A 13,309-nucleotide genomic window follows, 5' to 3' on the forward strand; every position below is an offset into this window, starting at 1 on the left:
GCTTACTCGCCGTTGTAGGTCGCGACCTTGACGACCTCGACGGTGATCTCGCGGCCGTTCGGCGCCGTGTAGGTCGTCTTCTCGCCCTCCTTGAGGCCGAGGATGGCGGCGCCCAGGGGGGAGGCCTCGCTGTAGACGTCGAGGTCGGAGACGCTCGCGATCTCGCGGCTGCCGAGGAGGAAGACCTCTTCGCCGCCGGCGACGACGGCGGTGACGACGGTGCCGGGCTGCACGACGCCGCCGGCCTCCGGTGCCTCGCCGACCTTCGCGTCCTTCAACAGCTGCTGGAGCGTGCGGATGCGCGCCTCCTGCTTGCCCTGCTCGTCCTTGGCCGCGTGGTAACCGCCGTTCTCCTTGAGGTCGCCCTCTTCGCGGGCGGACTCGATGCGCTTGGCGATCTCCTCGCGGCCCGTCGTCGACAGGCGCTCGAGCTCGGCGGTGAGCCGGTCGTAGGCGTCCTGGGTGAGGAAGGGCGCGGTGCTGTCGCTGGACACGTCATCTCCTTGCATCGAGGGGCGTAAACCGAACGCCCCGGCAGGCAGCCGGGGCGCGAAGGTGCCTCTCAGACTACGGGATCCAGCAGGAGGTCGCCAATCCCGTCGTCGCCTCGGCCGTCGTGGGGACGTCCTCGCTGAAGGTCCGCGTCCGGGTCGGCTCTGCGGCGTACTCGATCACGCGCCAGCCCACGACGCCGTGCTCCTCGTCGCGCGCTTCCACGGCGCACGCGAACGCGGTGCCGGGTTCCGCGGTGACTTGGAAGGTGACGCTGACGCGGTGCTCGTCGTGCACGGTGAAGCCGGTCGTGTCGTAGTCGACCGTGCCGGCCGCAGTGCTCCAGGTCGTCCATGCGATGTAGCCGAGGAGCGCCGCGGCGACCAGCCCGATGACGACCCAGCGGGCGCGCCGCGCGCCCGGGCGCGAACGCCCGTAGCGGTCGGCGAGCTTGCGGTCGATCGCGGCGGTGGTCATGCGGCATCCGATCTAGGCTGGGATTCCAGGCTATTCGCTTGCGACGAGGAACGAGGACCCATGGACGTGCTGTTGTGGCTGGCGACGACCCCGACGCCGTCGGGGACTCCGGGCGTCGACCCGGAGGACGTCACCCCCGGTTTCATCGGGTTCGTCGCCATCGCCGTCCTCGCGGTCGCCGTCGTCTTCCTGCTGATCGACATGCTGCGGCGGATCCGCCGGGCGGGGTACCGCGCCGACGTCAACGAGCAGCTGGATGCCGAGGAGAAGGCGGGGGCGGAGGCCCGCGACGCCGAGCGTGCCACCGACGTCGACGGTCAGGACATCGACCCCGCCCGCTGACGGTTCCGGCTCCTCCGCCTGGTCAGCCGCCGAGCGACGGGACGACCGGGTCGAGCGCGATGAGCAGGCTTGCGGTCCAGTGGCAGAGGAACGCCAGGACCGTGCACACGTGGAAGATCTCGTGGAAGCCGAAGTGGCCGGGCCACGGGTTGGGCTTCTTCAAGGCGTAGACGACGGCGCCGGCGGTGTAGAGCAGACCGCCGACGATCACGAGGACCATCATCGCGACGTTCGCCTGCAGCAGGTCGCCCATGTACATGACCGCGGCCCAGCCGAGCAGCAGGTACAGCGCGACGTAGAGCCAGCGCGGCGCCCCGATCCAGAAGACGCGGAAGAGGATGCCGGCCAGAGCCCCCGACCACACCAGGATGAGCAGCAGGCTGCCCTTCTCCGGCGGCAGGGCCAGCACGGACAGCGGCGTGTACGTCCCCGCGATCAGCAGCAGGATGTTCGCGTGGTCGATCCGCTTGAGGATCGCCTTCGTGCGGGGTCGCCAGTCGAAGCGATGGTAGAGCGCGGAGTTGCCGAACAGGAGCAGCGAGGACGCGGCGAACACGACGCAGGCCCACGTGGCGGCGACGCCGTCCGCGAGGAGGACCAGGACGATGCCGGCGGCGATCGCGACGGGGAACGTGCCGGCGTGGATCCAGCCGCGCCAGGTCGGTCTCAGCTCGACGTTCGCATCGACGGCCGCCGCTTCGATGAGCGGCAGCTCCGGCATCTCGGCGCCGGCGTCCGATGCAGGTGGGGTCACGGCCCGACTCTACGCGTCGACGTATGCCTGCCACTACATACGGCAGGCGGCGCGATAGCGTAGGGGGGTGACACGCTCAGGCGCTGCAGACGGACGGGGATTCCTCTACCGTCTCTACAGCTCCCGCCTGCGCCGCGCGCTCACGCCGGAGACCGTGCCCCACCACGTCGCGATGATGATCGACGGCAACCGTCGGTGGGCCCGGCAAGCCGGCTATCCCACGGTCGCCGAGGGCCACCGCGCCGGCGCGGCGAAGATGCACGACTTCCTCCGCTGGTGCGATGACCTCGGCATCCGCGTCGTGTCGCTCTACCTCCTCTCGACCGACAACCTCACCAAACGCGACACCCAGGAGCTCGCGGATCTCATCGAGATCATCGCGGAGCTCGCCGACGAGCTCTCCCGGGAGCCCGGCTGGCGTGTGCAGCACGTGGGCCGCGCGGAGATCCTGCCCGCCGAGCTCGCCCGCGTGCTCGCCACGGCGCAGGAGCGCACCCGTGAGAACACCGGCCTGCACGTGAACCTCGCGGTCGGCTACGGCGGGCGCAGCGAGATCGTCGATGCCGTCCGCAGCATCCTCGCGCAGCACCAGAAGGACGGCGGGTCGCTCGAGGATCTCGCCGCGAACCTCACGCCCGAGCAGATCGGCGAGCACCTCTACACGGTCGGCCAGGCCGATCCCGACCTCGTCATCCGCACCTCGGGGGAGCAGCGCCTCAGCGACTTCCTCCTGTGGCAGTCCGCGCACTCCGAGTTCTACTTCGTGGAGGCGCTGGGGCCCGACCTCCGCAAGGTCGACTTTCTGCGTGCGATCAGGGATTATGCCTCCCGGGATCGCCGCTACGGGAGCTGATCGACGGCGTCCGCGTGACAGAATGGACGGTGTGAACGACCTGGAGCCCTACCTCGAGACCTTCGACGCGGAGTCCGGGTATCTCAACTGGGCGTCCTTCGGTCCGCTCTCGCCCGCGGTCCGCGCCGAGGCGCAGGCCGATGCCGAGCTGCTCGGGACGGGCCGCCGCGGCGGCATCGACCTCGTCTCATCCCGCATCGGCGAGGCGCGGGAGCTCCTGGCAGCCATGCTGGGCGTCGCAGGCGACGAGGTCACGCTGCAGCCGTCCACGACGTACGGGCTCATGCAGGCGCTCTTCGGCGTCTCGGGGGAGCTCCTGGTCGCGCCGCACGAATTCCCCGCGCTCACCGTCACGGCGCGCCGCGCGGCGGACGCCCGCGGCCTGCTCCGCGTCCACGACCTGCCGGACGGGCCGGTCACCCCGGATGCGGTCCGCGCGGCGCTGACCGACGAAACCACCGCCGTCGCCCTGAGCCTCGTCGACTACCGCACCGGCTACCTCGCCGATCTGGGCGCCGTGCGCGACGTCATCGGCGACCGGCTGCTCATCGTCGACGCGATCCAGGCGTTCGGGGTCGTGGAGGCCGACTGGACCGCCGCGGACGTCGTCTGCGGGAACGGCTACAAGTGGCTGCGCGCCGGCCGCGGCACCGGCTTCGCCTGGTTCTCCGACCGCGCGCGGGAGCGCATCGAGCCGATCCTCTCCGGCGTGAGCGGGATGGACGGTGACCTGTCCAGCGTCGGGGTTCCCGCACCGGTGGGCACCGCAGCGGCCTATACCGTCTCGCCCGCCGATCCGCTCGCCGCGGCGCGCCTCGCGACCGCGCTGCGCGAGATCCAGGCCGCCGGCGTCGCCGCGATCGCCGCGCAGCTGCGCGAGCGCGCGCGGGATGTCATGACGCTCGCTGACCGCTACGGCGTGCCCGTGCTGACCGACCGCGAGCGCCACGCCGGCATCGTCGCGCTGGCTCCCGAGCCCGCCGAGGCGGGTCATCTCGCCGCGGCGCTGGCCAATCACGGAGTCACGGCGACGGCGCGCGGCGGCACGATACGCCTCTCGCCCCACATCGGCACGGGAGCCGACACATTCGTGCTGCTGGGCGACGCGCTGGCCGAAGCCTCCGCCGGGCGCATGTCGCTGGAGGCGGCGACCTCCGGCACCACCGACGTCGTCGTCTCCGGAAGTTAACCGGCCCGCAATACGGCGCGGCGTGTCGGTTGCGCTGAGCGTCGCACCCCGGACGTACGTTCATCACATCGGGCACGGTGCCCGGTCGGGTCGGCCGCTCCACGACTCGTGGCCAATGGTCGACTCGTGACTGCCGGGTGAACCACCCGGGGCGGGAGTGGGTTGTGACCACACGAGCACCAGAGAAGCAGCACCGTGTCACTCAGGAAGGCGCGTCCGATCACGGACAAGCCGCCTCGGACCAGGATCTCCGCACGTACGTGCTGGACACCTCGGTTCTGCTGAGCGATCCCCGGGCCTTCTTCCGTTTCGCCGAGCACTCCGTCGTGGTCCCCGTCGTGGTGATCACGGAGCTGGAGGGCAAGCGCCACGACCCGGAGATCGGGTACTTCGCGCGCCAGGCGCTGCGCCACCTCGACGAGCTGCGGGTCGAGCACGGCCGCCTCGACTTCCCGGTCCCCGTGGGGGAGGACGGCACGCTGCGCGTCGAACTCACCAACACCGACCCGACCGTCCTGCCCGCCGGCATGCGTCTGGGCGACAACGACACGCGCATCCTGTCCGTCGCGATGCACCTCTCCCAGGAGGGGCAGTCGGTCACCGTGGTCTCGAAGGACCTCCCGATGCGTGTGAAGGCCGCTTCGCTCGGCCTGCACGCGGAGGAGTATCTGGCCGAGCAGGCCGTCGACTCCGGCTGGACCGGCATCGCCGCGATCGACGTGTCCGGCGATGACGTCAGCGACCTCTACGAGAGCGAGGTGGCCTCCAGCGCCGACGTCGTCGGACTGCCGGTCAACACGGGTCTCGTCATCCACTCCGAGCGGGGATCGGCCCTGGGCCGCGTGACCGGCGGCGGGGAGTACCGGCTCGTCCGCGGTGACCGCGACGTCTTCGGCCTGCACGGCCGCTCCGCCGAGCAGCGGATCGCGATCGACCTGCTGCTGGACCCCGAGGTCGGCATCGTCTCCCTCGGCGGGCGCGCCGGCACCGGCAAGTCGGCCCTCGCGCTGTGCGCGGGGCTCGAGGCGGTGCTCGAACGCCAGCAGCAGCGGAAGATCATCGTGTTCCGGCCCCTGTTCGCCGTCGGCGGGCAGGAGCTCGGCTACCTCCCCGGCGACGCGCAGGAGAAGATGAACCCCTGGGGACAGGCGATCTTCGACACGCTCGGCTCCGTCGTCTCGGGCAACGTGGTCGAGGAGGTCGTCGAGCGCGGGCTGCTCGAGGTGCTCCCGCTGACCCACATCCGCGGACGCTCGCTGCACGATGCGTTCGTCATCGTCGACGAGGCGCAGTCGCTCGAGCGCAACGTGCTGCTGACGGTCCTGAGCCGCATCGGACAGAACTCGCGCGTCGTCCTCACCCACGACGTCGGTCAGCGCGACAACCTGCGCGTCGGCCGGCACGACGGCATCGCCTCGGTCATCGAGACGCTCAAGGGCCACGGCCTGTTCGGACACGTGACGCTGATGCGGTCCGAGCGCTCGGCGATCGCGGCGCTCGTCACCGAGCTCCTGGAGGCGGCCGAGCTCAGCTGATCGGTCCGGCGACGCGGGATCCCCGGGGCGAGGCCCCGGGGATCTTCGCGTTCAGTCCCAGCGATACCCTTCGCCGCGCACCGTGACGATGTTGTCGGCGCCGAGCTTGGAGCGCAGATACCGCACGTAGACGTCCACGACATTCGAGCCCGGGTCGAAGTCGAGCCCCCACACGCGGCTCAGCAGGACCTCGCGGGTGAGCACCTCGCCGGGATGGCGGAGGAACTGCTCCGCGAGGGCGAACTCGCGGGCCGACAGGTCGACCTCGCGACCCGCGACGCTCGCGTGCCGCCCGAGGATGTCGAGCGTCACGGTGCCGCGCGTGAGGATGACCGGAGCGGTCGTGGACGTGCGCTCGCGGAGCCGGGAGCGCACGCGGGCCAGGAGCTCGGCCACCGCGAACGGCTTCGGCACGTAGTCGCTCGCGCCGGCATCCAGCCCCTCGATGGCGTCGCGGGTCGCGCTGCGCGCCGTCAGCATGATCACCGGGATGCCGCTGCCTCGGGCGCGAAGGTGCCGCAGCACCTCGAACCCGTCGAGGCTCGGGAGGCCGACATCCAGCACGATGAGGTCGATGTCGCCCTCGAGCGCGCGGTCCAGTGCCGCCTGACCGTCGTCGGCGGTGACGGTCTCGTACCCCTCGACGTGGAGGCCGCGCGTGACGAGCGAGACGATGTGCGGTTCGTCGTCGACGACGAGGATGCGGGTCATCCGGTGGCCTCTCTCTGCATGACGACGTCCCCGGCGCGCACAGGCGTCGGCAGAGCCGCGCGGGTGCCCATGGGGACCTCGAGGGTGAAGGTGGCTCCGCCACCGGGGGTGTCCGAGACGGCGCAGTGGCCGCCGTGCGCCTTCGCGATCGCGTCGACGATCGCCAGCCCCAGCCCCGAGCCGCCGACCGCCCGCTTTCCCGTCCCGCGGTCGAAGCGGCGGAAGATGCGGTGGCGCATCGCGGGCGGGATGCCGGGGCCGTGATCGCGGACCCACAGCTGCGCACCGCCGGCGTTGACGGCGCTGCCGACCTCGATGGCGGCGCCCGCCGGCGTGTACTTGGCGGCGTTGTCGGCCAGCTGCAGCCAGGCCTGCAACAGGCGGTCGGAGTTGCCCCGGATGACGGCGTCGGCCGTGTTCTCGATGCTCCAGGTGTGGCCGGGGATGACCCCCACGAGCTCCGACACGCGCTGCGTGAGACCGGCGACGTCGACGTCCCCCATCGGCAGGCGGTCCATCTCGACGTCGGCGAGCAGGTCGATGTCGCCGATGAGGCGGGTCATCCGGTCCAGCTCCGCGATGCCGATCTCCCGGATGGCGGCGACGTCCTCGGTGTCGGTGGGGTCCATGACCTCGAGGTGTCCGCGCACGATCGTGATGGGCGTCTTCAGCTCGTGCCGGACATCGTCGAGGAGTCGCCGCTGGGCGTCGAAGAAGGACTCCGCCGAGTCGCCGCTGCCCGTGTCGGCGGGGTCGCCGGCGAACACCGTCCAGCCGACGATCCCGGTCACCAGCACGCTGAGCGCGGCGATGAGCGAGTAGACCGCGACGGCCGTCCAGGTGATCGGCTGCTCGATGACCGCGTGCACGATCCCGACGCCGAGCGCGGCCACGGCGTAGCCGGCGCACACGACGGCGAGGACCAGGCCGAGGGTGCGGGAGCGACGGGAATCGTCCGCCGGTGAGCGGTTCACACCTTGATTATCAACCAGGGTGGGTCATCGAGAGCAGATCCAGCTTCTCATCGAGCTGAGCCTCGGTCAGTTCGCCCCGTTCGAGGTACCCGAGATCGATGACCGCCTCGCGCACCGTGATGCCTCGGGCGACCGAGTGCTTGGCGATCTTCGCGGCCGCCTCGTAGCCGATCAGCTTGTTCAGGGGCGTCACGATCGACGGCGACATGCCCGCGTACGCGGCGCTGCGCTCGAGGTTCGCCTCGAGCCCGTCGACGGTCTTGTCGGCGAGGACGCGCATCGCGTTGGAGAGCAGACGGATCGATTCCAGGAGCGCCGTGCCCATGACGGGGATCGCGACGTTGAGCTCGAACGAGCCGGAGGCGCCCGCCCACGCCACCGTCGCGTCGTTGCCGATCACGCGCGCGCAGACCATGAGCGTGGCCTCGGGGACGACGGGGTTGACCTTGCCCGGCATGATCGAGGAGCCCGGCTGCAGGTCGGGGATGTGCAGCTCGCCGAGGCCCGTGTTCGGTCCCGAGCCCATCCAGCGGATGTCGTTGTTGATCTTGGTGAGCGAGACCGCGATCGTGCGGAGCGCCCCGGACGCCTCGACGAGGCCGTCGCGGTTGGCCTGCGCCTCGAAGTGGTCCTTCGCCTCGGTGATCGGCAGTTCGGTCTCGGACGCGAGCAGCGCGATGACCTTCTGCGGGAACCCGAGCGGCGTGTTGATGCCGGTGCCGACGGCCGTGCCGCCCAGCGGCACCTCACCGACCCGGGGGAGCACGGACTGCACGCGCTCGATGCCGAGGCGCATCTGGCGCGCGTAGCCGCCGAACTCCTGCCCGAGCGTGACGGGGGTGGCGTCCATGAGGTGCGTGCGGCCCGACTTGACGGCGTCCTTCCACAGCTCCGCCTTGGCCTCCAGGGCCACCGCGAGGTGGTCGAGCGCCGGGATGAGGTCGTCGATGAGGGCCTGCGTCACGGCGATGTGGACCGACGTCGGGAACACGTCGTTGGAGGACTGCGACGCGTTGACGTGGTCGTTCGGGTGCACGGGTGCGCCGAGCTTCTGCGTCGCGAGGTTCGCGAGGACCTCGTTCATGTTCATGTTCGACGACGTGCCGGAGCCGGTCTGGTAGGTGTCGACGGGGAAGTGCGCGTCGTAGCGGCCCGTGATCACGTCGTCGGCGGCGGACGCGATGGCATCCGCGATGGCGCCGTCGAGGGTGCCGAGTTCCTTGTTCGCGAGGGCCGCGGCCTTCTTGATGCGCGCGAGTGCCGCGATCTGCGTCGACTCCAGGCCCTTGCCCGAGATGGGGAAGTTCTCGACGGCGCGCTGCGTCTGCGCGGCGTAGAGCGCATCCTTCGGAACGCGCACCTCTCCCATCGTGTCGTGCTCGATGCGGTACTCGATGTCGGCCATGGCGGTCACGTCCTCGTTTCCTGGGTGGGGTGAAGAAAGGCGGGTCAGACGACTCAGTCGGCGATGCCGACCATCACGTCGGGCACGGCGGTGCCCTCGCCGAGCCGGTAGTTGGCCCCGACGATGCCGAGTCGCCCGGCGGCGACGGCGGTGCTGATGAGCTCGGAGGTGTGCAGCAGCTCCGTCACGGTGTCGCGGAGGTGCTCGCGGCCGACCTCCTCGGCGTCCACCGAGGACGTCGTGACGCCCGTGTCGGCGCCGGCGCGCAGCACGCGGCGGACGGCCGGCACGATCGGCGCGATCTGGCGCCAGATCGCGGCGGGCAGGGCGGGGGAGTCCAGCGAGGTGGAGTCGATCGCGGCACGGACGGCGCCGCACTCGTCGTGGCCGAGCACGATGATGAGGGGCACGTCCAGCACCGCGACGGCGTACTCGAGGCTGCCGACGACCGAGTCGGAGATGACCTGGCCGGCGTTGCGGATGACGAAGAGGTCGCCGAGACCCTTGTCGAAGATGATCTCGGCCGCGAGGCGCGAGTCCGCGCAGCCGAAGAGCGCGGCACGGGGCGTCTGCGTGTGCGCGAGCTCGTTGCGGCGTTCGACGTCCTGGCGCGGGTGCCGGGGTTCACCGGCGACGAAGCGTGCGTTGCCGCGCTGCATCTCGGCCCAGACCTGGGCGGGGGTGGGGCGATCGCTCACGGTGTCTCCTCCTGCAGTCGGCGGACCTGGTCGGCGATGCCCTCCGCGGCGACGGCCGCCGTGTCGGCATCCATGGCTCCGTAAATGAGGATCGTGTCGCCGCCCGCGCGGGTGGCCAGGGCGTACGAGATGTTGTCGGCACGGGCGGCCGCCGGGATCTCGTAGACCTCCCAGTCGAGGTCGTCGATCGCGACATCGCCGGACGGGGCGAAGCCGCCGAGGGTCTGCGACACCCAGCCGTCGTCGACGCCGATGCCCTGCGCGATGCGCACGAAGCCCTGCTGCGGCGCGTACACGACGCGCCATGTGCTGCCCTCCAGGCGTGCCGAGTTGGCGCGCCAGTCCGACGGCACCTCCGGGACGATGAGGCGGTGGTCGATGCGCTCCTGAGCCTCTGCCGCGGCGGCGGCGACGTCGACGGGCTCCGGCTCGGCGAGCGACCCGCGCGGGACCGCGAGCACGATGACGGCGACGACGGCGAGGGTGACCAGCAGAGCGGTGACGAGGTTCCGGAAGGTCTTGCTGGAGCGGTAGGCCTGCGAGGACGCGGCCTTCCGATCGGCGGTCTCCTGGGGCGTCTCGGGCCGTCCCAACTCGGCGACGATGCGCGGCGTCGTGGGCATCACGACACCGCGTCGGCGGCGGGGCGGGACTCGTCCAGCCGGCGCTTGGCGCCGCGCAGCCACTCCTCGCACCGGGCCGCGAGGGCTTCGCCGCGCGTCCAGAGCAGGAGGGACTCCTCGAGGGTCGGGGCGCCCTGCTCGAGCTCGGCCACGACGCGCACGAGCTCGTCGCGGGCCTGCTCGAACGTGAGGTTCGAGACGTCGGCGGCGCCTTCGCTGGTCATGTCATCCATCCTAGAGCGGCCTCGCCGCGGCCTCGTCGACAGCGTCGTCGAGGAGGTCGGGCGCCGCCGACTCGGCCACCTCGCCCTCCGATCGCGCGGCGAACGACCCGCGCGCGACCGTCACGACGACCGGTGCGCCGGCCGGCGCCTGCGCGGCGTCGCGCAGGATGACGCCGTCGCCGATGTGCGCGATGGCGTAGCCGCGGGCGAGGGTCGCGCCCGGAGACAGGGCGCGCAGCGATGCGCGGAGCTCGGCGGTGGTCCGGGTCGCGGCGTCCATCCGCCGCCGCGACTGGTCGCGGCCGCGGCTCAGCAGCGTCCACACCTCCTGCGCGCGGGCGGACAGCATCGACTCCGGGTCGCGGAGGACCGGGCGGGACCGCAACTGCTTGAGCTGGGCGATGTCGTGCGAGATGCGCTGCGTCAGGCGCGTGCGCGCGCGACTGCGCAGCTGCTGCACGAGCGCGCGCTGCTCCGAGACGTCCGGCACGACGCGCTTCGCGGCGTCGGTCGGGGTCGAGGCGCGGACGTCGGCCACGTCGTCGAGGAGGGGGTGGTCGTTCTCGTGGCCGATGGCCGACACGATGGGGGTGGATGCGCCGGCCACCGCACGGAGCAGCCGCTCGTCGCTGAACCCGAGGAGCGTCTGCGGGTCGCCGCCGCCGCGCGCGATGACGATGACGTCGACGTCGGGGTCGGCATCCAGCGCGGCGAGGGCCGCGATCGTCTCCGGGACGCACCGGTCGCCCTGGACGGCCGCGTGGATCGTGCGGAAGCGCACCTGCGGCCAGCGCAGCTCGGCGTTGCGGTGCACGTCCTTCTCGGCGTCGCTGCGCTCACCCGTGATGAGCCCGATGACGTGGGGGAGGAAGGGGAGAGGGCGCTTGCGGGCGGGATCGAACAGCCCTTCCGCGCGGAGCGTCGCGCGCAGCCGCTCCAGCCGCTCCAACTGATCGCCGAGACCCGTGTGCCGCATCGCGGAGACGGTGTAGCTGAACTCCCCGCTCTTGACGTAGTAGTCGCCCTTGACGCACGCGACGACCCGGTCCCCGACGGCGAGGTCGTCGGGGAGGCGCTGCAGCGTCGAGGACCAGAGCCGGAACGAGATCGAGGCATCTCCCGCCGCGTCCTTCAGGCGGCCGAAGACGTGCCCGCCGCGCTTGTTCCACGCCGTGATCTCGCCCTCGACCCACACGGCGCCCCAGCGCTGCACGAAGTCGCGGACGGTCTCGCCGAGCCGCGAGATCGAGGTGGGTGTCTGGGGCGAGGAGTCGCGCGGGTGCACGGCATCCGGCGGCGGGGTCTCCCCGGCGGCAGCCTCGAACGTCGTCATGAGCACCCTTCGGCCCGCGCACAGGACGGCATCCGTAGACTCGACGTGTGAGCACAACCGCCGTCCGTCTGCCTTTGCCCCGCATCCCGGGGCCGCGCGGGCGGCTCCAGGATAACCCCGTCAACGGACACAAGAAGATCCTGCTCGCCGCACCGCGCGGCTACTGCGCGGGCGTGGACCGGGCGGTGATCGCCGTCGAGAAGGCGCTCGAGCGCTTCGGCGCCCCCGTGTACGTGCGCAAGCAGATCGTCCACAACATCCACGTCGTGACGGAGCTCGAGGCGCAGGGCGCCATCTTCGTCGAGGAGGTGGATGAGGTGCCGCCGGGCGCGCACGTCGTCTTCAGTGCGCACGGGGTGTCGCCCGCCGTCGTGACGGCGGCCGCCGACCGCGGACTCCAGGCCATCGACGCGACCTGCCCGCTCGTGACGAAGGTGCACCGCGAGGCCGTCCGCTTCGCCCGGGACGACTTCGAGATCCTGCTGATCGGGCACGAGGGCCACGAAGAGGTCGAGGGCACGGCCGGTGAGGCGCCCGAGCACATCACGGTCGTCAACTCGCCCGACCACGCCGACGTCGTCGAGGTGAAGGATCCGTCGAAGGTCGTGTGGCTCTCGCAGACCACGCTCTCCGTCGACGAGACGATGGAGACGGTCCGCCGGCTCCGCGAGCGCTTCCCGCAGCTGCAGGATCCGCCGTCGGACGACATCTGCTACGCGACGCAGAACCGCCAGGTCGCGATCAAGAAGGTCGCGAAGGATGCCGATCTCGTGATCGTCGTCGGCTCGGCCAACTCGTCCAACAGCGTCCGGCTCGTCGAGGTCGCCCTCGAGTACGGCGCGCACGCGGCGTACCGCGTCGACTACGCGCACGAGATCCAGCAGTCCTGGCTCGACGGCGTCGAGACGGTCGGGGTGACATCGGGCGCCTCGGTTCCCGAGGTCCTCGTGCGCGAGGTGCTCGACGAGCTCGCCGGGGCCGGCTATCGCGACGTCGAGCAGGTGCGCACCGCGGAGGAGGACCTGCTGTTCTCCCTGCCGAAGGAGCTGCGTCAGGACTCCTCCGGGCGCCGCGACGAGCGCGCCCTCGGCGGCCGTGCCGCGGCGTCGCCCGAGGGAGAGGCCTCGGCGTGAGCACGCCGGAGGAGTCGCGCCCGCGTCCTCAGTACGGCGAGTACGCCACCCCTGAGGAGCAGCGTGCCCGCATCCTCCAGCCGGCGCCCGACGCCGGGTCGCCGCACACTCCGCCGGCGGCTCCGGCCCCGTACGTCCCGCACCCGCCCGCCGCGCCCGCGACCACGACCGCCGCGCGCCCCTCGCGCACGGCGGACCGCATCATCACGATCGCCCTTCTCGCATACGGCCTCGTGACCGTGATCACGGCGGTGCCGCAGCTGCTGGACTTCGCGGGCTTCGCGGAGGCCTGGATGGAGATGGCGGGCGTCGAGGAGCCGTTCACGAACACGGCTCAGGGCGCCCAGTTCGGCGCCATCGGCGCCGTCGTCTTCGTCGTCGGCTGGGTCGTGACGGCGCTGCTGTCGTGGCGCTCGCTGGCTCGCCGCCGGCTCACCTGGTGGATCCCGCTCGTCGGCGCGATCATCACCTTCCTGGCGGTGAGCGCCGTCCTGACGGTGCCGCTGCTGGGCGATCCCGCGATCGCGTCGCACTTCGCCGGCCTCGGAGGCTAGATCCGAGACCTT

Annotated in this window: 16 protein-coding genes; 6 read left to right on the forward strand and 10 right to left on the reverse strand. The window is 71.5% G+C overall.

What is annotated here, in order from left to right; translation table 11 throughout:
• Nucleotides 1–2: 2 nt before the first annotated feature.
• Nucleotides 3–494 (reverse strand): transcription elongation factor GreA, encoded by a 492-nt coding sequence (gene greA / locus QZL85_RS01520; RefSeq protein WP_295572754.1) that lies wholly within the window; start codon nucleotides 492–494, stop codon nucleotides 3–5.
• 73 nt (nucleotides 495–567) lie between these two features.
• Entirely contained in the window at nucleotides 568–969 is a 402-nt protein-coding gene (locus QZL85_RS01525) for a DUF4307 domain-containing protein (RefSeq protein WP_295572756.1), read from the reverse strand.
• A gap of 60 nt (nucleotides 970–1,029) precedes the next feature.
• Between QZL85_RS01525 and QZL85_RS01530 the strand changes: the two genes are divergently transcribed.
• A complete protein-coding gene (locus QZL85_RS01530) occupies nucleotides 1,030–1,311 on the forward strand; it encodes a hypothetical protein (RefSeq protein ID WP_295572759.1) in 282 nt (93 codons plus the stop codon).
• A gap of 22 nt (nucleotides 1,312–1,333) precedes the next feature.
• Here the strand turns inward: QZL85_RS01530 and QZL85_RS01535 are convergent, their stop codons facing one another.
• Nucleotides 1,334–2,032, reverse strand: a complete 699-nt coding sequence (locus QZL85_RS01535; RefSeq protein ID WP_295573907.1) for a hemolysin III family protein — start codon at nucleotides 2,030–2,032, stop codon at nucleotides 1,334–1,336.
• 100 nt (nucleotides 2,033–2,132) lie between these two features.
• On the opposite strand from QZL85_RS01535, the gene QZL85_RS01540 reads away from it, so the two are divergent.
• The 3 genes from QZL85_RS01540 to QZL85_RS01550 all read left to right on the forward strand — a co-directional run bounded on the left by QZL85_RS01540 (nucleotide 2,133) and on the right by QZL85_RS01550 (nucleotide 5,642).
• A complete protein-coding gene (locus tag QZL85_RS01540; RefSeq protein WP_295572762.1) occupies nucleotides 2,133–2,918 on the forward strand; it encodes an isoprenyl transferase in 786 nt (261 codons plus the stop codon).
• A 22-nt stretch (nucleotides 2,919–2,940) separates the two neighbouring features.
• Nucleotides 2,941–4,107: an aminotransferase class V-fold PLP-dependent enzyme gene (locus QZL85_RS01545; protein WP_295572764.1), complete on the forward strand. Its 1,167-nt coding sequence runs from the start codon at nucleotides 2,941–2,943 to the stop codon at nucleotides 4,105–4,107.
• Nucleotides 4,108–4,367: 260 nt separating this feature from the next.
• The gene (locus tag QZL85_RS01550) at nucleotides 4,368–5,642 is read left to right on the forward strand and encodes a PhoH family protein (protein WP_295572767.1); all 1,275 of its coding nucleotides are present in this window, start codon (nucleotides 4,368–4,370) and stop codon (nucleotides 5,640–5,642) included.
• Between the two features lie 51 nt (nucleotides 5,643–5,693).
• On the opposite strand, the gene QZL85_RS01555 is transcribed toward QZL85_RS01550, so the two are convergent.
• From QZL85_RS01555 to xseA, 7 genes are read right to left on the reverse strand one after another with little or no spacing between them, the layout of a single operon-like run.
• Nucleotides 5,694–6,353 (reverse strand): response regulator transcription factor, encoded by a 660-nt coding sequence (locus tag QZL85_RS01555; RefSeq protein ID WP_295572769.1) that lies wholly within the window; start codon nucleotides 6,351–6,353, stop codon nucleotides 5,694–5,696.
• Entirely contained in the window at nucleotides 6,350–7,327 is a 978-nt protein-coding gene (locus tag QZL85_RS01560; RefSeq protein WP_295572770.1) for a cell wall metabolism sensor histidine kinase WalK, read from the reverse strand. The genes QZL85_RS01555 and QZL85_RS01560 overlap by 4 nt, the downstream gene beginning before the upstream one ends.
• A 10-nt stretch (nucleotides 7,328–7,337) precedes the next feature.
• Complete coding sequence (locus QZL85_RS01565) at nucleotides 7,338–8,732, reverse strand: aspartate ammonia-lyase (protein ID WP_295573910.1); 1,395 nt, start codon at nucleotides 8,730–8,732, stop codon at nucleotides 7,338–7,340.
• Nucleotides 8,733–8,785: 53 nt separating this feature from the next.
• A complete protein-coding gene (locus QZL85_RS01570; protein WP_295573912.1) occupies nucleotides 8,786–9,391 on the reverse strand; it encodes a carbonic anhydrase in 606 nt (201 codons plus the stop codon).
• A gap of 35 nt (nucleotides 9,392–9,426) precedes the next feature.
• The gene (locus QZL85_RS01575) at nucleotides 9,427–10,053 is read right to left on the reverse strand and encodes a DUF4245 family protein (RefSeq protein WP_295572772.1); all 627 of its coding nucleotides are present in this window, start codon (nucleotides 10,051–10,053) and stop codon (nucleotides 9,427–9,429) included.
• Nucleotides 10,053–10,277, reverse strand: coding sequence for an exodeoxyribonuclease VII small subunit (locus QZL85_RS01580; protein WP_295572775.1), 225 nt, complete (start codon nucleotides 10,275–10,277; stop codon nucleotides 10,053–10,055). Before QZL85_RS01580 ends, QZL85_RS01575 begins: the two co-directional genes overlap by 1 nt.
• A gap of 10 nt (nucleotides 10,278–10,287) precedes the next feature.
• A complete protein-coding gene (gene xseA, locus QZL85_RS01585) occupies nucleotides 10,288–11,610 on the reverse strand; it encodes an exodeoxyribonuclease VII large subunit (protein ID WP_295572777.1) in 1,323 nt (440 codons plus the stop codon).
• A gap of 74 nt (nucleotides 11,611–11,684) precedes the next feature.
• Between xseA and QZL85_RS01590 the strand changes: the two genes are divergently transcribed.
• Nucleotides 11,685–12,743, forward strand: a complete 1,059-nt coding sequence (locus QZL85_RS01590) for a 4-hydroxy-3-methylbut-2-enyl diphosphate reductase (protein ID WP_366208641.1) — start codon at nucleotides 11,685–11,687, stop codon at nucleotides 12,741–12,743.
• Complete coding sequence (locus tag QZL85_RS01595; protein WP_295572781.1) at nucleotides 12,740–13,297, forward strand: DUF6264 family protein; 558 nt, start codon at nucleotides 12,740–12,742, stop codon at nucleotides 13,295–13,297. Before QZL85_RS01590 ends, QZL85_RS01595 begins: the two co-directional genes overlap by 4 nt.
• The last annotated feature ends 12 nt before the right edge of the window (nucleotides 13,298–13,309 follow it).

Origin of the sequence: uncultured Microbacterium sp., from assembly GCF_900078385.1 — a bacterium.
In the GTDB taxonomy this organism is placed as follows: domain Bacteria; phylum Actinomycetota; class Actinomycetes; order Actinomycetales; family Microbacteriaceae; genus Microbacterium.